A 22,473-nucleotide genomic window follows, 5' to 3' on the forward strand; every position below is an offset into this window, starting at 1 on the left:
TGATTAAACAAATTAAAGGCATTGCCGCATCATCAGGAATTGCAATTGCAAAAGCATTTCGATTAGAAGAACCAGAGTTGAACATCGACAAGCGTACGATAGTCAATACAGATGAAGAATGTGCTCGGTTTGACGCAGCAGTAGAGTCGGCAAAAGGTGAGTTACAGCAAATTAAAGATCGTGCCTTTGACGAATTAGGGGAAGATAAGGCAGCCATTTTTGCTGCTCATTTACTTGTATTAAGTGACCCAGAGTTATTAAATCCCGTGAAAGACAAAGTTGTAGCAGAAAACGTTAATGCAGAATTTGCTCTACAAGAAGTAGCAAGCATGTTTGTAACGATGTTTCAACAAATGGACAATGATTATATGAAAGAACGTGCTGCAGATATTAGAGATGTCACAAAACGTGTACAAGCTCACTTATCTGGTGTATCGTTAGCTAACCCTAGTATGATTTCAGAAGAAGTCGTAATCATTGCAGAAGATTTAACACCATCCGATACCGCGCAATTAAATAGGAATTATGTGAAAGGATTTACGACTGATATAGGTGGTAGAACTTCACATTCAGCTATCATGGCTCGTTCTATGGAAATTCCTGCAGTTGTCGGAACAAAAACGATTACAAGTGATGTGAAAAATGGTGATATAATTATTGTTGATGGACTTGAGGGCCAAGTTATTGTTAATCCATCTCAAGAGCTTATTTCACAATTTGAGCAAAAGAAAGCTTCATTTGAAGAGCAAAAAGCAGAGTGGGCAAAGCTCGTTAACGAAAAGACTGTTACTGATGATGATCATCATGTAGAGTTAGCAGCAAATATTGGGACGCCAAATGATGTTGTCGGCGTTAAGAATAATGGTGGCGAAGCAGTCGGCTTATATCGTACTGAATTTTTATATATGGGTCGTGACAATTTTCCTTCAGAAGATGAACAGTTTGATGCGTATAAAGCAGTACTTGAAAATATGGAAGGAAAACCTGTCGTCGTCCGTACGCTAGATATCGGTGGTGATAAAGAGCTTCCTTATCTAGATTTGCCGAAGGAAATGAATCCATTTCTGGGCTACCGTGCTATCAGGCTTTGTTTAGAGGAACAGGATATTTTCCGTACACAGTTGCGTGCTCTACTAAGAGCTAGCACTTTCGGTAATTTAAAAATCATGTTCCCAATGATCGCAACATTAGAAGAGTTTAGGCAGGCGAAAGCAGTATTAATAGAAGAAAAAGAAAAGTTAGTTGCTGATGGTGTCAGTGTATCTGAGAGTATTGAATTAGGAATGATGGTTGAAATCCCTTCTACAGCAGTTCTTGCTGATCAGTTTGCAAAGGAAGTAGACTTTTTCAGCATAGGCACGAATGATCTTATTCAATACACTATGGCGGCTGACAGAATGAACGAACAGGTGTCATATTTATATCAACCTTATAATCCAGCTATTTTACGCTTAGTCAATATGGTTATTGAAGCTGCTCATCAAGAAGGAAAGTGGGTTGGTATGTGTGGTGAAATGGCTGGCGATCCAATCGCTATTCCAATTTTACTCGCATTAGGATTAGATGAATTTAGTATGAGTGCGACATCAATATTACCTGCAAGATCACAGCTGAAACGTTTATCAAAAGCAACAGCTGAAAGCTATAAAGAGAAATTACTTTCAATGAGCACAACAGATGAGGTTGTTCAGTTTGTGAAAGAAACATTTCATGTAGAATAAATGTATATTAGAGGATAAAATTAAAGAAACTGATTTGAAGTTGAATTTGAAATCAGTTTCTTTTTGTTGGTTTGTTAAAATTTCAGAAAAATCTGAAAAAAACTTGACGGAAAGCGATATTTTCTCCATAATGATTATACGCATCATATAGGTAGAAGCACATTTGGCGACATGCTAAAATGCTCTTTTCGTAAACTTTGTTGTAACAATTCCTAAACTAGATGATAAGTCGATTCATACAAAAGTCAACGTTTTATAAAAGAAAAGATGGAATGAAATGTAGGTTTATACGTGCTTATACCTTAGTGCGAAAACCAACACTCGCGAAAACAGTCTTACTTATAATGGACAATGAGTTTTATGAGAGCTCAAACGTTGTAACTGTAGAAAAAATGACTCAAACGCTGTACGTATATGTTAGAACGTAATTGCTAAAACAACACTTATAAATCTTGTTGCTATTGCAATTACATTAGAACAGCAAGCTTACATTCACTAAGGAAAGATGACACAAACGCTTGGTGTATAAGAGGGGACTTGTTTGTGCGCTAAACAACTGATCGTGAGAAAACAATCTGAAAAAAGGAGAGTGGTTATTTGTCTGTCAGAAAAAAGGTGAAATTTAAAAATAACCTACAGGATGTACTGAAATTATTTTTGCTTTTACTTTTCACATCCATATATTTACTAACACATTCAATTCAAATGACAGCATTAATCACACTACCAATCTTTTTATTAATTATAGGAATTTTATATTATAAAAAAACTGATAATGACAACAAAAACGAGCAAACTATGCGATAACCCAATAAGACCGTTTACAAATGCTTTCATTATAATGACTTAACAATGGGTTAACCGTCTTTCGAATACTTATTAGGAGTGTTTATTGAGTGTACATGAAATTATCAAAAGAGTCTCAGGATGACATAATAACTAATATCCAAAGATATTTCTATGATGAGCATAGTGAGGAAATTGGTGAATTAGCGGCGAGGAATTTGTTAGATTTCGCCATGAAAGAACTTGGTCCACATTTTTATAATGCTGGTGTAAAAGATAGTATACGTATTATGACCCAAGGAATTTCTAACATAGAAGATGATATGTATTCTCTACTCAAAAAAGAAACGAACGACTAAACTAGTAAATAATAATTGACAACAAATTCGTTTTACACATAAAATAGTTATTAGATAGTAGATACTTTAGTTATGTATTAATGAAAGAGAGAATATGTATGTCGATTAAATTGGAAAATCGTATTGGAAAGATTGCCATTCAGCTTGTTCTAAGTGTAGACGAAACTGACGTTTCTCAACAGCAGTATCCCTCCTCTTGGAGTATGTGTGTAGGTAAAGTAGGCTCAATGGAATCCAATAAAGTCGTAGCTGCAATTGAAACTGCAGCAAGGAAAAATGGCATGATTGATGGTGAATTATACCGAGAATCACATGCGTTGTACCATGCAATTATTGAGGCGCTTCATGGAGTTACGAGGGGGCAAGTTCAATTAGGCTCTGTTCTACGCACAGTTGGTCTTAGGTTTTCAATCGTTAGAGGTAAACCGTATCAAAATGATGCTGAAGGAGAATGGCTTGCCGTTGCTTTGTACGGTACCATTGGTGCCCCAGTAAAAGGGAATGAACATGAAGCAATTGGTTTAGGGATTAATCACATATAATCACACTACAACCAAAGGTTCATGCTTTATTGATTGAATAAAAAACTCATATATGCCCATAGTTTTATAGACATTAGGGGGCTATATCTAGGTATAACATTTTGTTAACTAGATATAGCCCCTTTTGTGATTTGTGCTTTAATTAACTAAAGAGATTTGGAGTGGATTAGAATGAGTGTGTTCGTAAATGAGGTCGAAGAAAAACAAAGAAAGATGGTGGACGGACTGATTATGTTAACTGGACAGACACTGACAATTACTGATATGAGACAAATATTAAATGACAATATAAAAGTTACAGCTTGTTCAACTAGTATGGAAAAAGTTAAAAAGAGCAGAGAAGCTGTAGAAAGAATTGTATCCGAAAAGAAAGTAATCTACGGAATCACAACTGGTTTTGGTAAATTTAGTGATGTTTTAATAGATGCTAAAGATGTAGAGGAGCTACAATTGAATTTAATCCTTTCTCATGCTTGTGGAGTAGGTGAGCCATTTCCAGAGGTTGTGTCACGTGCAATGCTTGTGTTGAGAGCCAATGCCCTATTGAAAGGAGTATCTGGTGTTCGACCAATAGTAATTGAAACATTATTAAAGTTAGTAAACAACCAAATTCATCCTGTCATTCCTCAGCAAGGATCACTAGGTGCAAGTGGAGATCTGGCTCCACTATCACATTTAGTATTACCACTACTTGGTGAAGGGAATGTGTATTATCAAGGTGAAATACATCCTGCAAAAGATGTGTTAGCTGAAGTCGGCATTTCACCGATTGTATTACAAGCAAAAGAAGGTTTGGCTTTAATTAACGGAACACAAGCCATGACAGCTATGGGTGTTGTAGCCTACATTGAGGCAGAAAAATTAGCAATTCAAGCTGACTGGATTGCATCATTAACAGTTGAAGGCTTGCGAGGTATAATAGATGCATTTGATAACGACATTCACGAAGCTAGAGGGTATCAAGAGCAAATTCATGTAGCTGAAAGAATAAGAAAGATATTAGATCAAAGTAAGCTTACGACCCATCAAGGAGAAATACGAGTACAAGATGCCTACTCGATACGCTGTATACCCCAAGTGCATGGAGCGACATGGCAAACATTATCTTATGTGAAAGAAAAACTTGAAATAGAAATTAATGCAGCAACGGATAATCCGCTAATTTTTGATGATGGTAACAAAGTCATTTCTGGCGGGAACTTTCACGGCCAACCGATTGCTTTTGCAATGGATTTTCTTGGCATTGCCATGGCAGAACTTGCGAATATTTCTGAACGCCGTATTGAAAGGTTAGTAAATCCTCAATTAAATGACTTACCTCCTTTTCTCAGTCCAGAGCCAGGACTTCAGTCAGGAGCTATGATCATGCAATACAGTGCAGCGTCCCTAGTATCGGAAAATAAAACACTCGCACACCCGGCAAGTGTTGATTCGATACCATCATCTGCAAATCAAGAAGACCATGTAAGTATGGGGACCATCGGCTCAAGACACGCTTATCAAATTATTAACAATGTACGTCGAGTGTTGGCTATTGAGTTAATCTGTGGTATGCAGGCAGTAGAATACCGTGGAGAAGAACAAATGGCTCCGCTAACTCGCAAACTATTTGAAAATGGGAGAAACGTTGTTCCATCAATTAAGAAAGATAGAGTGTTTGCTATAGATATAGAAGCGTTAGCTTTGTGGATGAAGGAAGAAAAAGTGACTCATAATGTTTAAGTATGATTGAACCCCACTTACAAAGTGTGGGGTTTTTTTGAAACGATGACTTGTTCAAGAGGGGGATTTAGATCGTACTTTGCTTTAGGCTGTTTTTGCATTAATGGTTGCTTTTCGTACTAAGAACCAAACACGTACACAACCAGAGTTCGTGGCATCTTTTCTTCTGTACAACAACGACTACCCATATTAAACCATTTATGGTTCTAATTACATAACAATAGCAACACAGTTTACGAAAAGAGCCTTGATTTAAGAGCTTTAGCGCTCCATCTCTACAGCTTTTTCCTTATCAGATGGGAGAGACTCCATTCGGAAGATATAGGCGTTTTCGAAAAGAAACTATAAGTAATTTCTATTTATGATTGGCTGTTTTCGTATTAATTGTTGTTGCTTGTACTAAGATTTAAAAATATACACAACTAGAGTTTGTGGCATCTTTTCTTTTCTAAAATGATGACCAACATGTAAACGACATGTTACGGTTCAAATTTGGTAACAATGGCAACAAAGTTTAAAAAGATCGTTAGGATTTTAACTTAGTGACAGTCAACTAATTGCATTAAATGATAAAATAATGAACATAAACATTATAATATGAGGAAATAGTGAAGGGGATGTTATGCATGTTAAGAAAAGAAAAGACAGAGATTGGTTTTATCGGAACGGGTGTAATGGGTAACAGTATGGCAGGTCATTTAGTTGATGCGGGTTACAAGGTAGCGCTATATACGCGTACGAAGGAAAAAGCGCAAGACTTATTGGAAAAAGGGGCTATGTGGAGAAATAGCGTTGAAGAGCTCGCACAAGAAGCAAATGTGATCTTTACAATGGTAGGATATCCACATGATGTAGAAGAAGTTTATCTTGGAGATAACGGTATATTAAGTCATGTAAAACCAGGTACATATGTCATTGACATGACGACATCGACTCCTACTCTTGCTAAAAAAATTTATGAAAAAGCGAAGAAAAAAAATATATTCTCTTTAGATGCACCAGTGTCTGGTGGTGATATTGGGGCACAAAAGGCGCAGCTAACGATTATGGTAGGTGGAGATGAGCAAGTGTTTACTACTTGTAAACCGATTTTAGAAATAATGGGCAAGAACATAATTTTGCAAGGGGAAGCAGGATCAGGACAGCATACTAAGATGTGTAACCAAATTGCGATTGCTACAAATATGATTGGTGTCTGTGAAGCAGTTGCTTACGCAGAAAAAGCTGGCTTAAATCCTTCAAAAGTGTTAGAGAGTATATCGTTTGGAGCTGCGGGGAGCTGGTCATTAAGTAATTTAGCACCGAGAATCATTGATGATAATTTTGAGCCAGGGTTTTATGTGAAACATTTTATTAAAGATATGGGAATTGCGCTAAATGAGGCGGAAGCAATGGGAATGCAAACACCAGGGTTAAGCCTAGCTAAATCAATGTATGACAAACTAGCAAAAAAAGGTGAAGGGGAAAGTGGAACACAAGCATTGTATAAGTTATATTAAACCTTCATAATTTACTGTTTATTGATTTAAATAAGCCTACAGTTTAGCTGTATAAATAATTTCATTCCTAAACGAATAAATATACCATGACTTGATAATAATAGGTGGGTAAATCTATTATTATGGAGGTATTAGGAGTGGCAAAAAGAACGAACAAAAATGATGCAGAACAAAAAAACAAACAAGGATTTGACAGTAGTACGATTGATACTGAATTTAGCCATGAATTTGGAAGTGCTAATGCAAATCGTGCACAAAAAGAAAAAACAAAACGAGAGAATGCCTCAAAAAATAATGGATTATATGAAGGATAAAAGCTGTCTCTATTGAAAAAATATTTAGTTTATCAACAAAGACCACATTTGTGGTCTTTTTTACCTTTTTATGATTATAATTCTAAAAATGGTATTTACATGGGGATGGAATAATAATATTATTATCAATAAGCTAAATAAAAGAGGTCTTACAATGATAAACATAATTCAAACAGCTATTAATTTCGTAACAAAGGATAGTAAACCTTTAATGGAGAATAAGTTGTAAAAAACTACATATACATTTTTTGCCGTAGAGCGGATCTCTATGGTTTTTTTATGCACATGAATTCAACAATACTTGATGGAGGGGTTGTTAGAGAATGAATATTAGAAATTCTGCAAAAGCAATTATTTTTAACGGGGAGAAGATCTTATTAACAAAAAATGTAGGTGATGATGGGTTATATTATCTATTTCCTGGTGGTGGTCAAGAGCATGGTGAAACGATTAGCAACGCTTTAATTAGAGAATGCATTGAAGAAGTGGGTCAAGAAGTACAAATTGGAGAACTACTTCATATTCGAGAATATATTGGCAAAAACCATGAGCATGCTGCTTATGATTTTAATGTTCATCAAATCGAATATTACTTTATTTGTAGTCTAGTAAATAAAACGAGTCCAAATAAAGTCCCTACGAATCCTGATAGTTACCAAGTAGGGATAGATTGGGTGGATATAAAAGATTTAGAACAATACAGGTTATATACGAAAGAGTTGACTAAATATATTGTTAAATATATTCGAAAAGAAAATGCGCCAGTATATTTGGGTGATATTAACTAGTTAAGTTTTGCTATGTTGAATTTGACTTTTATTGTAATGTTGCCTGATTGTTGATTTATTTGATAATTTGAACATTTTTTTAAATAGCTTAGGAGAATGAGATGGATAGGTGTTCTAATTGTTAAGTTTACTCATAGAGTCTTTGATTTTTGTTAGTTTTTACACTAAGAAAGCAACTAATTCATATACATTTTGCCACTAAGCTATGAGGTCAAAGTAAAAAGGTCGTCTAATAGTTTTTTTGGTAATAATGGCATAACAAAATGGCTTATAGTTAGAGTGTTAACTTTTATGTAGTAGAAGTGTATAAAAAAATAAACGGTGTATGCTTTTTTATACACTCTTAATAAATCATATGCAAATAAAAATACATTATATAAATGATTAATTATTGGCATGAAATTTGCAGAACTTTCTCTGAGTATAATTTATAAAAAATACCGCTATGTTTTCTTAGAAAGGGGAATGTTATATGGCAAATTTTGAAGGTGTGTACGTTGCAGTTGTTACTCCATTTACTGAAACTTATGAAGTTGATTATAAGCGCTTATATGAGTTATGTAATTGGTTAATTTCTCAAGGGGTAGACGGTTTAGTTCCTTCGGGTTCATTAGGAGAATATGCTACGTTAACAGTTGAAGAACGTGCAAAAGTAATTGAAACGGTCATTGCTGCTGCTAATTTTCGTGTTCCTGTAATAGTTGGTACTGGAGCACCTTCTACGGAGCAAGCAGTAAAGTGGGCACAGTTCGCAAAAGACAAAGGTGGAGCAGGTATTATGGCTTTACCACCTATAAATTATAAACCTCTACAAAACGAAGTCATTGCTCATTATGAAGCGTTAAATGAAGTAGGTATTCCGATTATTGCATACAATAATCCTCACGACTATCCTACTGATTTAACTCCTGAATTATTAATAACTCTTTCAAAGCTGAAAAATGTTAAAGCTGTAAAAGAGTTCAGTGGGGATATTCGAAGAGTACATGACATTTTGGATAAAACAGACTTGGAAGTATTAATTGGGGTAGATGACTTAGCGTTGGAAGGTCCTTTAGCTGGCGCAACTGGTTGGATTGCTGGGGTTCCAAATGCTTTACCTAAACAAAGTGTAGAGTTGTTTCGCCTGGGTAGGGAAGGTCGGGCGACTGAGGCAATAGAGTTATATAGAAGTTTACTCCCTTTATTTCATTATGATGCGAGCCCTCAGCTTGTTCAATATATAAAATACATGATGGAATTAGCTGGACAGCCAGTGGGTACAACAAGACCTCCACGCTTACCTTTAAGTAGTGAAGAATATGAAGATGTTAAAAAAGCTTTTCAACGAGCAGCTTCTACTGTTAAGCAATAACGATTATAAGCTCTTTTTGTAAACATTTATTACTACATTTGAGTAACTGACGTGTAGGATTTTATAATCTTTAGCGAAGAAGAGATGTTACGAATTATTGTTAAAATGATAGACAAAAATCCTTTAGTTATTAAATGGTATACCAAGTCAATTATTAAATAATGACTTTTTAATAAAGGTCCAGGTTGCTATCGTAATCAAATTAGTACTATAAAAATGGTTTTAAATTGTTAGTCATCGTTGCACAGAAGAAAAAGATCCCACGAACTCTAGTTGTGTAGGTATTCACTTCTTAATACGAAAACAGCCTTAACAAAAAAATAAAATGGAATTAGTAGGAGGGATATGTTTGGAAACAAAAAACTGGATAGGTGGGGAAGTCGTTACGGTAGTAGATGATAGAAAAGTTGTGTATAACCCATCTAATTTAACCGAAGAAGTTGGAGTTGTGCATTGCTCTAATGAAAATCATGTATTACAAGCAGAGACGGCGGCAAAGCAAGGCTTCAAGGTATGGTCATCTCTACCTAGCGCTGTTCGAGGTTCGTATTTATCCAAAATGGCAGATGCCTTGCAAAAAAACATTGAAGAGCTTGCAACTTTATCGAGTCGAGAGATGGGAAAGCCAATTGCTGAGATGAAGGGTGAAGTGTTGCGTGCAGTAAATCTATTAAAATACTATGCAGCTGAAGGAGTACGTTCAAATGGTAATGTTATACCTGCGTCCGATAGTGATGTACTTCAATATACGAAGCGTGTTCCTTTAGGAGTAGTTGGGATAATTACACCATGGAATTTCCCTGTAGCTATTCCTATTTGGAAAATAGCTCCTGCACTCATCTGTGGAAATACAGTAATTTGGAAACCTGCAGAAATCGCTTCATTAACAGCAACAAAAATGATGGAGATTTTTAGTACAGTCCAATTACCTGAAGGAGTATTAAACTTAGTAATCGGTAAGGGGAGTATTGTAGGGAAGACACTACTTGAACAAGTAGACATAGAGGCAGTTAGTTTCACAGGATCATCGAATACAGGGATACAAGTTGCTAGTATATGTGCAAAGCGAAATATTAAATATCAAACTGAAATGGGTGGGAAGAATGCAGCAGTTGTTCTAAATGATGCAAATATAGAAAAAACTGTTCCCATCATACTAAGTGGTGCTTATCGTTCTGCTGGGCAAAAGTGTACTGCTACGAGTAGAATAATTGTAGAAAGTAGTGTTTACGAAAAGTTTGTTGCACAAATGAAACGAGCTATTTCTGAACTTGTTACTGGAAATGCTTTAAATGCAAGTTCATACTTAGGACCAGTAGCATCAAAAGAACAGTTTGATAGTGTTTCAGCATATATTAATCAAGCCCGTACTGAGGCAGAGATTATTGGAGAGGGTATGAGTTCAATTGAATCAGAAGGGTTCTATATTAGCCCTATGCTAGCGACAGGAGTTGACCCTAAACATACACTTGTTCAAGAAGAGGTCTTTGGTCCGCTTGCGCTTGTGTTAAAAGCACAAGACTTTGAAGATGCAATGCATTTATGTAATGAGACAGTATACGGATTAAGTGCTTCAGTATTTACGAATAATCTAACGAAAGCTCATCGTTTTCTTGATGAAAGTGATGCGGGAATGGTTCGAGTTAATCAAGAAACAGCTGGTGTTGAATATCAAGCGCCATTTGGTGGTATGAAACAATCAAGCTCTCATTCACGGGAACAAGGGCAGGCTGCATTAGATTTCTATACATCAATTAAAACTTGTGCAATTAAATACTCTTTTTAAACTTTGTTGAAGATTTTGCAGTTCCTTTACATCTTAGAAAGGTTCGGCCTTAAATAGAGTTACTTAATTTATAGTACTATGGCAAAGAAAAATAACAAGGGCAGGGTATCGTATCTCTGCCTTTTTTTATTTAGTTGGTACTATGAGGGAATGTCAATAATCGATCCTTTATCTCATTTTATGAACACGCAAGCAGTTTTAGATATTACCGAACTATGAATATTTTAGTAATATAGATAATATATTAGCTTCAATTAATGCTTAACGCCATTATTGATTTAAGGAGGAGATTTATGAAAGCAATGATATATACAAGGTACGGGCCACCGGATGTTCTTCGACTGGAAGAACTTGATAAGCCTACTATCGAGGATAATGAAGTGCTGATCAAAGTTCATGCAAGAACTGTTTCATCAGGAGATGCAAGGATGCGACAAGGAAGTAGAAAGTCATTACCAATGTGGCCAATTTCTAAATTAGCGATAGGTTTTACAAAGCCCAAAAAAAATATACTAGGTATGGATCTTGCTGGGGAAGTTGTTTCAATAGGTAGTAAAGTAACACGGTTTAATATAGGTGACCAAGTGTATGGATTTAGTGGGAAAGGCACTTATGTTGAGTATATAAGCATAGCTGAAGACGGAGCTATTGGAATTAAGCCAAGTAATATGAACTACGAAGAAGCCGCAGCAGTTCCCTTTGGGGCAGTATCTGCATTGTACTTCTTACGTAAAGGCAATATAAAGAGTGGACAAAAAATCCTTATTTATGGAGCTTCAGGGAGTGTAGGTACATTTGCAGTACAGCTTGGTAAAGTCTTCGGGGCAGAAGTAACAGGAGTTTGTAGTACAGCCAATGCAGAAATGGTGAGATCTTTAGGAGCGGATAAAGTCATTGATTACACTGCTGAGGATTTCACACAAAATATTGATACGTATGACATTATATTTGACACTGTGGGCAAAACCAAGTTTTCACATTGTAAAAGGTCTTTAAAACAAAATGGATTTTATGTATTAGCTGTTATTCATTATCCACAAGTTTTTCAAATGATACGCACTTCAATAGTAGGTGACAAAAAAGTTGTAAGCGGGATAGCTCCAGGCAATACTGAAGATTTAGTTTTCCTTAAAAAGCTTATCGAGGAGGAAAAACTAGTATCGGTTATTGATAGATGCTATCCATTGGAACAAATTACTGAAGCTCATGAATATGTTGATAAAGGACATAAGAAGGGTAATGTGGTCATCATTTAAGTGAAATTTTTATTTTGAATTATGATTGGTATAATAGGGTGGGTGGAAAGGTTCTTATCATTAAGCTCTTTTCGCAAACTTTATTGTAAACAAAATAGTACTATAAAATGTGATTTTATATGTTCATTGTGGTATAGAAGAAAAAAACTAAGAACGCTTGTTTATTACGTGTTTATTTTTAATGTGAACAACAATTAATGTGAACAAAGTTCTATAAAAAGACTAGAGAGAAAATAAGAATCCCACTGCTAAAGGTGGGATTCTTTATTAGGGAGAGCCTCCATATGTTTTCATAGATGTTCAAGCCCGATGATCACTAGTATATTTGTTTATATTTTGAAGGTATTGACATTTGTAGTTCAGTCCATAATTTATTTAACTTTTTTCTACCTTCCTTTATACCAGGGTGAAATTGGATGATTGAGTTATGTCTATCTTGCTCTATGTTTACAATTGATGCATTGACCTTTTCCTCAATTGCCTCATTATTTTTCATTAAGTCTGATACAATTGACAACCCAGCGGTATCTCCTTGAGCAATTGCAACTTTAGAACTTTCTATACCTGTAATGTTTCCTGCTACGTAGAGTCCATCCAATGGTGTTTTCATTCTTTCGTTGTGTAAAGGAATATGGCCACCCAATTCCGGAATATAGTAGAAGGGGCAGCCAGCAACAGCTGCTAATTCTGCTAATGGGTATAGTCCGCCAGAAATACAAACAAAATCGACAAGTAATTCCTTTTCTGTACCCTTTATGGGTTCACCACTTGAAGTAATATTAACAAGCTTAACACCTTCAACTTTAGTATCCCCAAATATTTCTACAGCGGCAGTACGTAGATGCAGAGGTATGCCCCAAACTGATATGCCAGTTTTAGGGTAAAAGTCAACTGCTATTCTTTGCAAAGTTTGACTTTTTATTAATTTACTCCCAAATCTAAGAAATGCTGATGGGGCAAGGTGAGAATATCGAAGTAACGCCTCCATGATTTTATGTGGATGCCCAGCTTCTTTCGTGATTTGATTGAGCTTTGGAGGAACAATACTAGCCAATTCGATTCCTGCAAGTTGTAATTCACGAGCTATTGCAAATGATAATACATTTAATCCAATGACAATTCCTCTTTGGCCAACTTTCACCCTGTGAACATTTGTCATCACCTGTGCAGCACCAATTGACATGACTCCAGGAAGTGTCCACCCCTTAATTGGTGTTGAATATTCAGCGGCACCTGTTGCTAATAAGACGGTCGGTGTAATAATTTGTTCTTTATTTGTATGAATAACCCAGCCATCTGTAGTTTTTTCAATGTGGTGTACAGATACTCCACATTCTATTGTAACGCCGATAGCTGTGGCTTGCTCCAATAAATTGTTCGCTTGTTCTATACCATTCCACCAAGTTCCATTCGGTTCTTCATGAAGTTGACCGAGAAGTCGTCCACCTGGTTTCACAAACTCATCTATTATCTTTACATGTAAGCCATATGTCGCACATGTTATGCCTGCTTTTAATCCGGCTGGACCAGCTCCAACAATAACGACATCAATCATTTTGACTCCACCTCCTTTAATGGACTCGGTAGAGTTCTACTTGCTTCTACTTTCATTCCTTCTTCAACTACAGTTATGCAAGATCTAACTCCATTCCTGCCATTGACCGACAAGCGGCATTCGAAACAATGTCCTATGTTACAATATATTCCCCTCGGTGTAGCAGTCTCTTCATGATACCGTAGCGTACGTATATTATTAGCTAATAACGCAGCAGCAATCGTATCTCCTTCATAAGCGTCGACAAGCTGTCCATCAAACATAAAAGTAATTCGTTTTTTGTCTTCTAATATGCCAAGGATTGGGTGGTTCATGATACGGTTTTTTTCGGTCATTTATTTTCACCTAACAGCCCAAAAGATATTGGTCGAATAGGTGGCTGATATTTTAAGGGCTGTAGCTTCTCTGTTTCAGATTGAGAAAAATCTTGAATGATAGATTCAAGCATTATTCTACACGTACGACCTCCACAACAGCCCATTCCAGCGCGTGTTCTTAGTTTAATTTCTCGAGAGGAACACTTATATTGTTGAATAGCATTGAACACTTCCTCGTAGTTTACTTCTTCGCATCGACATATGATCGTTTGTGCTTCGGTCATAATAGGTCACTCCTTTTTTGATGTTCAAAAACGTTTAGAATAAACTTATTACTAACAAATGCAAGTTTTATGCCGAAGCCGGAGGATGGTTCATAAATGGATATTTAATTTTTTCATCCTATTGTATAGTGTTGCTCGTGTAATTCCTAATCTCTTCGCACATGCTAGCTTATTTCCGTTATGCAATTTTAAAGCATGTAAGATAACCTTTTTCTCATGAGCATGTAATTCGTCACTTAATGTCCCGATCTCATGTGAAAGGATTTCAGATGTTGAAAGAGCAAATGATGTCGATTCGCTTGTTTTGATAGGATCGATTGTAAAAGGTAAATCTTCATGATTTATATTTCCTTCAGAGCTAAAAACAACTAATCTTTCCACAACATTGCGTAGCTCTCGAATATTTCCAGGCCAATCATATTGTAGTAGTTGTTCCATCACAGTCTGAGATATACCGTGGATTGGACGGTTGTATCTAATGGAAAATTCATATAAAAAGTAATGCGTAAGCTCTACAATATCTTCTTGTCTTTTTCGTAAAGGTGGAACATTTATGCTGACAACATTTAGTCTGTAAAATAAATCTTGACGAAAATCTCCTTGCTTTACTAATGACTCTAGGTCACGATTCGTTGCAGCGATAATGTTTATATCAGCATTTATCTGTCTTGTTCCTCCAATGGGGTAGAATTTTCTTTCTTGTAGAACTCTGAGTAGTTTAACTTGCATGTCTAGGGGCATTTCACCGATTTCATCAAGAAAAAGTGTACCACCAATCGCAAGCTCAATTTTACCTTTCTTACCTTTTTGGTCTGCACCTGAAAATGCTCCTTTTGCATATCCAAATAATTCACTTTCAAACAATGATGAAGGAATGGCTCCACAGTTTATTGGAATAAAAGGTGCATCATGAGGTTCACGTGTATCATGAATGGCTTTGGCGAATAACTCTTTCCCGACTCCACTTTCACCAAGAATTAAAACAGTTGTATTTGTTGTGCATATTTTCTTTGACAATTGAATGGTTTTCTTTATAGCTGAGCTATTACCTTTTATCGTATCAAATGGATCTTTTAATCGATTTAACTTTGCAACTTCTTGTTCAAGATGTTGGACTTTTGTAGACATATTAAATAATTCTTGATTTAGGCGAACCTGACTCGTTATGTCCATTTCGGTTACTACTGCTCCTACGATATCATTTTCTAGGTGAATGGGATTTGAGTTAATTAAGACGAATAGGTCTGAGCGAGGTTTGTGTTGATGGCGATATAAAGAGCGGCCTTCCTTTAATGTTTTCATGATTTCTAGTTTGTCTATGTCAAAAAAATCGGTGATCGGATTTCCTAAAATTTGCTCTTTACTTAAAGAAAAAATTTTTTCAGCTCCTTCAGTCCAAACGTGAACGATGCCTTGATGATCGATAACCGTAACCGAGGCATCGATTGTATTGATGACAGCATCGAAGTAGGCATTTAATGATTGGTAGGAATAATACATTTTATCTATAAACTGCTTGATACTAACATAACCTATGACTTCTTTCGTATTTTGTACAAGAACGATACTGCTGCTTGTTAATTCACTAATTAACTGAGCAACAGAACTATTTGCAGGAATTAAACTGACTTTTTCAAGCTGTGTTGTGGGTTTGTCAAAAAGTGCAAAAAAGTAATTATCCTGATCTTTGACAAAGATCATTGGAAAATCGTCTATGTTAGTTAATTCGTTAGAAGCATGTTGTTCATTAAATTCTTCTTTTGAATATAATAAAAACTCAGTATCGATAAAATCAATGGCATTTGTATATGTTATTGACATTAGTACCCCCCCCTATTTTATGTATGTCTTTTTTTACACATTAAAAGATATTATACACTCATTTTATTTCATTGTTAGAACATTTACAATATTTAAATTATAAATCATAGGCATTTTAATTAGATATCTTTATTAGCGTGTTCATTTTTATATATGATTTTATATTTTTATTACATTGGTATACTTCTTGCATTATGTAACTAAAGCAATTGTAGTTAGGAAGGAGTCTATCATGTGTACGACAAAACATTGTGAAGTCTTAGTTATTGGTGGAGGTGTAATAGGAAGCGCAGTGGCATATTACGTTTCCAAATCAGGATACGATGTAACTGTAATAGAAAAAGGGGAACTAGCTAGTGGAACTTCATCAAGGTGTGACGGGAACATCTTAGCAATTGATAAAGACCCCGGATTTGATAGTCAAATGTCACTTGAGAGTCAAAGGCTCGTTGCTCAATTAAGTAAAGAATTAGAGCACACTTTTGAATATAGAGCACCAGGAAGTATTTTAGTTTGTGAAAATGAACAGGAGATGGTGGCAGCAGAAGAATGGGTCAGAAAGCAGAAGGCAGCTGGACTTCCGTTTCGTATGCTTGATCGATCTGATATAAAGCAAGAATCTCCTTATTTCGCTGATGACCTACTCGGAGGAGTGGAATGTCAAACGGATTCAACAGTTAACCCATATTTAATGACATTTTCATTATTTGAAGGGGCGAGGAAGTATGGAGCTCAAGTTGTTACTCATGCTGAAGTAAAACAAGTGAACAAAACAAAGAATCATCAATTTATAGTAGAAACATCTAACGGAACTTTTACATCAACATATGTCGTGAACGCTGCAGGGGTATGGGCTCCTAGAATAGGAGAAATGTTGGGCATCACTATTCCGATTAAACCAAGAAAAGGACATATCATCGTTGCAGCAAGGCAACAGCCAATTGGTCTCCGTAAAGTAATGGAATTTGGCTATTTAATTTCTAAATTCGGTGGGAAAAGAATGGTTGATGAGACAACAGAGAAGTATGGTGTTGCCCTCGTTTTTGAGCCAACAGCCAGTCAAAATTTTCTTATAGGGAGTAGCAGACAGTTCGTCGGATTTAATACGACCGTAGATATGGAAGTGATAAAGTGTATGGCAAAGAGGGCGATTCGTTTTTACCCTAAGCTAGCTGACTTCTCACTCATTCGAACATATGCAGGATTACGTCCGTATACGGAGGATCATTTACCCATCATTTCACAAGTTGAAGAGATACCAAATTTCTTTATAGCAGCTGGGCATGAAGGAGATGGGATCAGCTTGGCAGCAATCACGGGAAAATTAATTGATGATCTTATACAAGAAAAGTCAGGATCAGCAGTTCCATTAAAACCACTAAGATACGATCGCTTTAAAGAGAGGGTGACACAATAATGAAAGCAAGGCAGGTGTTTTCAACAATTGACACACATACAGGAGGGAATCCAACAAGAACTGTAATTAATGGTCTCCCAAAGTTAGAAGGCAAAACCATGTCTGACAAAATGCTATATATGAAAAAAAATTATGATTATATCCGGCAGTTTTTAATGTACGAACCGAGAGGACATGATGTGATGTCAGGTGCCTTAATCACAGAGCCTTGTCACCCTGAAGCAGATATTGGCGTGATTTACATTGAGACAGGCGGCTATTTACCTATGTGTGGTCACGATACAATTGGAGTTTGCACAGCACTAGTTGAAGCAGGGATGATTAATACCCAGGAGCCGATTACAACTCTTACATTAGATACACCTGCAGGGCTGGTCAAGGTTAATATAACAATCTCTAATGGTAAAGCAATTGAGGTAGCCTTTTGTAATATCCCTTCTTTCTTATTGAAAAGCATTAACGTAAACCTCGATGGCTATGGAGATATTCATTGTGATATAGCATACGGCGGAAATTTTTATGCAATAACAGATGCAAGAAAATTGGGGCTAGGACTCAACCCTGCTAATGCATCAAAAATAGTAGAAATAGCTGTAAAACTTCGAGATAAAATAAATGAAAGCACTGAAATTGTTCATCCTGAACATCCATTTATTAATGGCTTAACTCATGTAGAATTTTTTACGTACCCGAGTCACCAAAATGCACACGTGAAAAATACGGTTGTCGTCCCACCTGGTGGAATTGATCGTTCTCCATGTGGTACAGGGACGTCTGCAAAACTTGCGACATTGTATGCAAAACATGAGATAGCATTAAATGAGCTATTTATTCATGAGAGTATTGTTGGAACGACGTTTAAAGGAAGAGTAATACAAACGACTTCAGTAGCAAATGTTGAAGCAGTAATCACCGAAATATCTGGCTCTGCTTGGGTAATGGGGATGCACAATTTCTTTTACAATCCAAAAGATAAGCTGAAGGACGGATTTCTACTCATTCCACCAATGGAAGGACATGAGTAATATAGGTAACTATCATATAAAATTGTTAACTTGCAATTTTTAATAATAATAGACTGTAAGACGAGGTTTAATAAAAGCACCAATAATTAAAAGTAGAAAAAATGCCATGAACGCAAGATATAACATGCTTATATGCTAGAACGAAACGCACCAATTAATGCGAAAAAACCATTAATATGATCAACAAGAGGTGGAGTAATGGAATTTAACAAATTGATTACAACTGTTGATGTTCACGCGGCAGGTGAACCACTAAGAATCATCACTGGTGGAGTTCCTCCGATAAGGGGGAAAACGATGGAAGAAAAAAAAGATTACTTGGCAAATCACTTTGAAATTATACGTCATATTCTTATGAAAGAACCACGAGGACATGCAGGTATGAAGGGGTGTATGATTACTGAACCTGTTCAAGGAGACGCTCACTTTGGAATGATATTTTTCGACAATGAAGGGTATACATCTGTGTATGGTCAAGGGATTATTGAAGTTGTAACCGCAGCTATAGAGACAGGTTTAATAGACATTAATAGTATGTCAAAAGATATAATTATCGACAGTGTAGCAGGCAAGGTCATAGCCCACGCACAATGTGATCGAACAACAGTAGACTCAGTAAACTTTCAATACAGTCCTTCATATTTAGATAATTCGATGAAAATACAATTAAATGTTCCACATCGTATGTTAAATGTTGATATTTCATACGGTGGTGCATACTATGCAATTGTAAGGGTTGGTGACATAGGAATAGAGCTTGATGTTACAAACTTAGTAGCAATTCGCAATATCGTCAAAGAGATTAATAAACAAATCGAAATGGATTTATCTAGCCATACCGATGGAGCTGTTAAAGAAATAAGCGGCGTGATATTATATGACGAAAGTCAGTTAAATAATTCAAAAGTACAGCTATTAGTAATGAACTGTACAGGGCATATTGATCGATCGCCTTCAGTAAGCGGTACTAGCGCTTTAATGGCGGCATTGCATCATTATGGCAATATACAATATCAAGACAAACTTGTTTTTGAAAGTATAATAGGTGGTCAGTTAGTAGGAGAAATTAGTTCTATTACTAAATATGATGGTAATGATGCAATTACAATAAAAATAACTGGTTCTGCATTTATAACAGGGCTACACCAATTCCTAGTAGATGAAGATGATCCGTTAAAGAATGGATTTTTATTAAAGTAATGATTGAATATATCGCTGATCAAAGAATGGACTTTGTCCAATGAATTATAACAAGTAACTTGTGGATCGTATCTTAACTATGTAATCATCCAACAATTCTTTTTTCAGTTTAGTAAATAAAATAATTATACTAAAAATCACAACATGTTTTTGTCTCTGTTTTTTAAAGGTTTTTTTCACATGAATCGTTAATATACGTATGTAGGAGGTGGTATCAAATAGAGTTGGTACCATCTTTTCTTCTGTAACATAAGGACAATCGCGTAACATTAATTCAAGAACTGCTATTTAACAATGTTTACAAAAAGTGGGTTATTAATAAGCATAAACTCTATTAAAACGTTTACCCAGCTTTGTATGCTTATTTATTAGATGAAAAAAAGTCGGATCCTGATTCATTTTGGATTCGACTTTTTTAACTAAGCGAATTATTTCATTTATTTAGTGATTTTGTACAAGCACACATTATTTAACTGCATATAGTGAAATAAGGAGTCGATAAATGATGAACAAAACACTTATCGTGGATGTATCACACCACCAAATTACTAGTAATATTAATTGGGCAAAGGCTGCTGAAGAAGTAGCGTTAATGATTATTAGAGTGCAATATGGTTCTACTGTTATTGATCGTGAATACGTCAAACATGTAAATAACTGTAAAAAATATGGTATTCCATTTGCTCATTATGCATACGCTAGGTTTGTCAGTGAAAACGACGCAATTGTAGAAGCGCGTGATTTCCTTAGTAGAATTGATCTAGGTGCAAAGTTTTTAGTAGTTGATGTTGAGGAACAAACAACGCCCACTGTTGCACAGATGAAACCTGCTACACAAGCATTTATTGATGTGTGTAAGGCAAGTGGCTGGAAAGTAGGATTGTACACAGGTCATCACCTTTATAAACCTTTCGGTATGGATAAAGTGAACGCAGATTTCCTATGGCTTCCTCGATACGGTAGCAACGACGGCACTCAGCAAAAGAAACCAGACTACCCTTGTGAAATTTGGCAATACACTAGTAAGGGAAAAGTGTCATGGTACAATGGTAATCTTGACTTAAACACTTTGAATGGGAGCAAGTCGTTAGCATGGTTTATCGGTGAGGATGAAGAACCTGTGGAAAAAAAAGACTATGAAGGACATTGGGCAGAAGAATCAATCCTCAAAGCTATGAATAAAGGAGTTCTTACAGCTAACAGTGAAGGAAACTTCAGAGTGAACGAACATGTAACGAGAGCACAGCTAGCCACTGTTTTAGATCGATTAAAGTTATTAGAATAACATTCGTTATTTACAAAATAACTAGGAAGAATCTACTAAACATATACCAATTGATTGTTGAGATTTAAGTTGATAGTAAGCTAAAAGAAAAAAGGTATATAGCTATACTATGTAGAAATAGAATATAGAAGAATGATTCAACAGCTAAAATTATCAACATAATTTAAATCCTAACAAAAATGAAGCAGAGGTTGTGGAAGGGATGATGAAATGATGCATGAATGTAACATAAAAGTACGCTTTTCTGAAACAGACGCACTAGGACATGTCAATAACACTAGTTATTTTACTTACTTAGAGGAAGCTAGGGTTGAATATTTTAAGCAATTTGATCCACATTGTGATATTAAAGATTGGAAATATGTTGTAGTTTCAATAAAATGTGATTTTATTAATCAAGCTTTCTTTGACCAACAATTAAGAATTTTTTCAAGAGTATCCCACGTAGGTACAAAAAGCTTTAAAATAGAACATTTAATTGTTGATGCTCATACGAATCAACATATTGCAAAAGGAGAAGCTGTGATTGTCTATTTCAATTTTGAAACCCAGCAAAGCGAGGCTATTCCGGATCAATTAAGGTTGGAACTAGAAAAAGAATTGGTAGTTTAAAAAACAGTAACGGATGTATGTTCTATTAAAAGTGCTTAAATTGTTAGCCATTATAAATAATAATAAAACGAAGGATAGTGAGCAAAGTATAAAGTTGCTCTATTTATCCTTATTTTGTTCGCAAATGAGCTAAGTTACAACAACAAATTTGTTATCAATATTGTTTTATAAAGGTTTAAAGCATCTGTAATGTTAGGAGTGTAACCTTCAACAGCATGTCTTGGCAAACGAGCATTTCCTATTCTCAAAAAGTTATTTGAAATAACATAATCAAAAATTGAATATAAATTACAGAGGATTGCTTTGTTAAGTTTAATTATACAATGACTAATTCCTTTTCATAGCAGATGGAGGTAATGATGGTAACAAATGTTTACAATGTTTTATTAATTGTTTGTTCCTTGTATTTAGTATGGAAAAAAGATGAAGTAGAATCGTATTTTCCCTTAAAAGTAGTCGGATATTTTATATTAGGATCCTTTGCTTTTAGTTTCAATCAAATTACACTTCCCCTTGGATTTATATTGTATATTTTATTCTTTCGGCCAGCTTTGAACGTAGAAGTAAAGCGCATGGCGGCGGTATTTGGTGTTATTACTTTTACCATTGTCCATTGGATTCTACCATATGCTATTAATGAATGGCAAAGCCGTCCATTATTTATTGAGCATGAACTTGGTTCAGTATATACAATTAACTTTCAAGATGAATATAGTATAGGAATCCATTTAAAGGTCTAAATAATACAAGTACACCACTAAATATTAGTGATGTACTTGATCATTATTATTATATAATGTGTGACATAACAGACGAATATAAACTCAATC

21 protein-coding genes are annotated in these 22,473 nt (G+C 35.5%); 17 read left to right on the forward strand and 4 right to left on the reverse strand.

Annotated elements, in window-relative coordinates; genetic code table 11:
* Nucleotides 1-2: 2 nt before the first annotated feature.
* The 11 genes from ptsP to SLH52_RS14665 all read left to right on the forward strand — a co-directional run bounded on the left by ptsP (nucleotide 3) and on the right by SLH52_RS14665 (nucleotide 12,127).
* Nucleotides 3-1,721 carry a phosphoenolpyruvate--protein phosphotransferase gene (ptsP, locus tag SLH52_RS14615; RefSeq protein WP_320210137.1) on the forward strand — a complete coding sequence of 573 codons (1,719 nt, stop codon included), beginning with the start codon at nucleotides 3-5 and terminating at the stop codon, nucleotides 1,719-1,721.
* Nucleotides 1,722-2,318: 597 nt separating this feature from the next.
* On the forward strand, nucleotides 2,319-2,528 hold the full coding sequence (locus SLH52_RS14620) for a hypothetical protein (RefSeq protein ID WP_320210020.1): 210 nt from the start codon (nucleotides 2,319-2,321) through the stop codon (nucleotides 2,526-2,528).
* Between the two features lie 95 nt (nucleotides 2,529-2,623).
* The gene (locus SLH52_RS14625; RefSeq protein WP_320210138.1) at nucleotides 2,624-2,866 is read left to right on the forward strand and encodes a DUF2164 domain-containing protein; all 243 of its coding nucleotides are present in this window, start codon (nucleotides 2,624-2,626) and stop codon (nucleotides 2,864-2,866) included.
* A 98-nt stretch (nucleotides 2,867-2,964) separates the two neighbouring features.
* Nucleotides 2,965-3,408 carry a hut operon transcriptional regulator HutP gene (gene hutP / locus SLH52_RS14630; RefSeq protein ID WP_320210021.1) on the forward strand — a complete coding sequence of 148 codons (444 nt, stop codon included), beginning with the start codon at nucleotides 2,965-2,967 and terminating at the stop codon, nucleotides 3,406-3,408.
* Nucleotides 3,409-3,633: 225 nt separating this feature from the next.
* Nucleotides 3,634-5,130 carry a histidine ammonia-lyase gene (gene hutH / locus SLH52_RS14635; protein ID WP_320210139.1) on the forward strand — a complete coding sequence of 499 codons (1,497 nt, stop codon included), beginning with the start codon at nucleotides 3,634-3,636 and terminating at the stop codon, nucleotides 5,128-5,130.
* 626 nt (nucleotides 5,131-5,756) lie between these two features.
* Complete coding sequence (locus tag SLH52_RS14640; RefSeq protein ID WP_320210022.1) at nucleotides 5,757-6,629, forward strand: NAD(P)-dependent oxidoreductase; 873 nt, start codon at nucleotides 5,757-5,759, stop codon at nucleotides 6,627-6,629.
* Between the two features lie 137 nt (nucleotides 6,630-6,766).
* The gene (locus tag SLH52_RS14645; RefSeq protein ID WP_214481301.1) at nucleotides 6,767-6,943 is read left to right on the forward strand and encodes a hypothetical protein; all 177 of its coding nucleotides are present in this window, start codon (nucleotides 6,767-6,769) and stop codon (nucleotides 6,941-6,943) included.
* Nucleotides 6,944-7,266: 323 nt separating this feature from the next.
* Nucleotides 7,267-7,731 (forward strand): NUDIX domain-containing protein, encoded by a 465-nt coding sequence (locus tag SLH52_RS14650; protein ID WP_320210023.1) that lies wholly within the window; start codon nucleotides 7,267-7,269, stop codon nucleotides 7,729-7,731.
* A gap of 472 nt (nucleotides 7,732-8,203) precedes the next feature.
* Entirely contained in the window at nucleotides 8,204-9,085 is an 882-nt protein-coding gene (locus SLH52_RS14655) for a dihydrodipicolinate synthase family protein (RefSeq protein WP_320210024.1), read from the forward strand.
* Between the two features lie 349 nt (nucleotides 9,086-9,434).
* On the forward strand, nucleotides 9,435-10,871 hold the full coding sequence (locus tag SLH52_RS14660; protein ID WP_320210025.1) for an aldehyde dehydrogenase family protein: 1,437 nt from the start codon (nucleotides 9,435-9,437) through the stop codon (nucleotides 10,869-10,871).
* 293 nt (nucleotides 10,872-11,164) lie between these two features.
* The gene (locus tag SLH52_RS14665) at nucleotides 11,165-12,127 is read left to right on the forward strand and encodes an NAD(P)-dependent alcohol dehydrogenase (protein WP_320210026.1); all 963 of its coding nucleotides are present in this window, start codon (nucleotides 11,165-11,167) and stop codon (nucleotides 12,125-12,127) included.
* A gap of 316 nt (nucleotides 12,128-12,443) precedes the next feature.
* Here the strand turns inward: SLH52_RS14665 and SLH52_RS14670 are convergent, their stop codons facing one another.
* From SLH52_RS14670 to SLH52_RS14685, 4 genes are all read right to left on the reverse strand, one after another.
* Nucleotides 12,444-13,682 (reverse strand): NAD(P)/FAD-dependent oxidoreductase, encoded by a 1,239-nt coding sequence (locus SLH52_RS14670; RefSeq protein ID WP_320210027.1) that lies wholly within the window; start codon nucleotides 13,680-13,682, stop codon nucleotides 12,444-12,446.
* Nucleotides 13,679-14,017, reverse strand: a complete 339-nt coding sequence (locus tag SLH52_RS14675) for a (2Fe-2S)-binding protein (RefSeq protein ID WP_320210028.1) — start codon at nucleotides 14,015-14,017, stop codon at nucleotides 13,679-13,681. Before SLH52_RS14675 ends, SLH52_RS14670 begins: the two co-directional genes overlap by 4 nt.
* Nucleotides 14,014-14,286, reverse strand: a complete 273-nt coding sequence (locus SLH52_RS14680; RefSeq protein ID WP_413785543.1) for a (2Fe-2S)-binding protein — start codon at nucleotides 14,284-14,286, stop codon at nucleotides 14,014-14,016. Before SLH52_RS14680 ends, SLH52_RS14675 begins: the two co-directional genes overlap by 4 nt.
* An 87-nt stretch (nucleotides 14,287-14,373) precedes the next feature.
* Complete coding sequence (locus SLH52_RS14685; RefSeq protein ID WP_320210030.1) at nucleotides 14,374-16,104, reverse strand: sigma-54 interaction domain-containing protein; 1,731 nt, start codon at nucleotides 16,102-16,104, stop codon at nucleotides 14,374-14,376.
* A gap of 232 nt (nucleotides 16,105-16,336) precedes the next feature.
* Here SLH52_RS14685 and SLH52_RS14690 point away from each other — a divergent pair, with 232 nt between their 5' ends.
* The 6 genes from SLH52_RS14690 (at nucleotide 16,337) to SLH52_RS14715 (ending at nucleotide 22,383) form a co-directional block, all read left to right on the forward strand.
* Complete coding sequence (locus SLH52_RS14690) at nucleotides 16,337-17,521, forward strand: FAD-dependent oxidoreductase (RefSeq protein ID WP_320210031.1); 1,185 nt, start codon at nucleotides 16,337-16,339, stop codon at nucleotides 17,519-17,521.
* Nucleotides 17,521-18,546: a proline racemase family protein gene (locus SLH52_RS14695; RefSeq protein ID WP_320210032.1), complete on the forward strand. Its 1,026-nt coding sequence runs from the start codon at nucleotides 17,521-17,523 to the stop codon at nucleotides 18,544-18,546. The genes SLH52_RS14690 and SLH52_RS14695 overlap by 1 nt, the downstream gene beginning before the upstream one ends.
* 198 nt (nucleotides 18,547-18,744) lie before the next feature.
* On the forward strand, nucleotides 18,745-19,746 hold the full coding sequence (locus SLH52_RS14700; RefSeq protein WP_320210033.1) for a proline racemase family protein: 1,002 nt from the start codon (nucleotides 18,745-18,747) through the stop codon (nucleotides 19,744-19,746).
* A gap of 502 nt (nucleotides 19,747-20,248) precedes the next feature.
* Entirely contained in the window at nucleotides 20,249-21,031 is a 783-nt protein-coding gene (locus SLH52_RS14705; RefSeq protein WP_320210034.1) for a GH25 family lysozyme, read from the forward strand.
* Between the two features lie 210 nt (nucleotides 21,032-21,241).
* Nucleotides 21,242-21,643 (forward strand): acyl-CoA thioesterase, encoded by a 402-nt coding sequence (locus SLH52_RS14710; RefSeq protein WP_413785539.1) that lies wholly within the window; start codon nucleotides 21,242-21,244, stop codon nucleotides 21,641-21,643.
* A gap of 359 nt (nucleotides 21,644-22,002) precedes the next feature.
* Nucleotides 22,003-22,383, forward strand: coding sequence for a hypothetical protein (locus SLH52_RS14715; protein WP_320210035.1), 381 nt, complete (start codon nucleotides 22,003-22,005; stop codon nucleotides 22,381-22,383).
* Nucleotides 22,384-22,473 lie beyond the last annotated feature (90 nt).

Origin of the sequence: Cytobacillus sp. IB215665 (assembly GCF_033963835.1) — a bacterium.
Classification (GTDB): Bacteria; Bacillota; Bacilli; order Bacillales; family SM2101; genus Nanhaiella.

Excerpts from the sequence above, each read along its gene's own strand:
- SLH52_RS14625 (WP_320210138.1), top strand. The coding sequence starts at position 2,624 with ATGAAATTATCAAAAGAGTCTCAGGATGACATAATAACTAATATCCAA.
- hutP (WP_320210021.1), top strand. The coding sequence starts at position 2,965 with ATGTCGATTAAATTGGAAAATCGTATTGGAAAGATTGCCATTCAGCTT.
- SLH52_RS14640 (WP_320210022.1), top strand. The coding sequence starts at position 5,757 with ATGTTAAGAAAAGAAAAGACAGAGATTGGTTTTATCGGAACGGGTGTA.
- SLH52_RS14650 (WP_320210023.1), top strand. The coding sequence starts at position 7,267 with ATGAATATTAGAAATTCTGCAAAAGCAATTATTTTTAACGGGGAGAAG.
- SLH52_RS14655 (WP_320210024.1), top strand. The coding sequence starts at position 8,204 with ATGGCAAATTTTGAAGGTGTGTACGTTGCAGTTGTTACTCCATTTACT.
- SLH52_RS14665 (WP_320210026.1), top strand. The coding sequence starts at position 11,165 with ATGAAAGCAATGATATATACAAGGTACGGGCCACCGGATGTTCTTCGA.
- SLH52_RS14670 (WP_320210027.1), bottom strand. The coding sequence starts at position 13,682 with ATGATTGATGTCGTTATTGTTGGAGCTGGTCCAGCCGGATTAAAAGCA.
- SLH52_RS14675 (WP_320210028.1), bottom strand. The coding sequence starts at position 14,017 with ATGACCGAAAAAAACCGTATCATGAACCACCCAATCCTTGGCATATTA.
- SLH52_RS14685 (WP_320210030.1), bottom strand. The coding sequence starts at position 16,104 with ATGTCAATAACATATACAAATGCCATTGATTTTATCGATACTGAGTTT.
- SLH52_RS14690 (WP_320210031.1), top strand. The coding sequence starts at position 16,337 with ATGTGTACGACAAAACATTGTGAAGTCTTAGTTATTGGTGGAGGTGTA.
- SLH52_RS14695 (WP_320210032.1), top strand. The coding sequence starts at position 17,521 with ATGAAAGCAAGGCAGGTGTTTTCAACAATTGACACACATACAGGAGGG.
- SLH52_RS14700 (WP_320210033.1), top strand. The coding sequence starts at position 18,745 with ATGGAATTTAACAAATTGATTACAACTGTTGATGTTCACGCGGCAGGT.
- SLH52_RS14705 (WP_320210034.1), top strand. The coding sequence starts at position 20,249 with ATGATGAACAAAACACTTATCGTGGATGTATCACACCACCAAATTACT.
- SLH52_RS14710 (WP_413785539.1), top strand. The coding sequence starts at position 21,242 with ATGATGCATGAATGTAACATAAAAGTACGCTTTTCTGAAACAGACGCA.
- SLH52_RS14715 (WP_320210035.1), top strand. The coding sequence starts at position 22,003 with ATGGTAACAAATGTTTACAATGTTTTATTAATTGTTTGTTCCTTGTAT.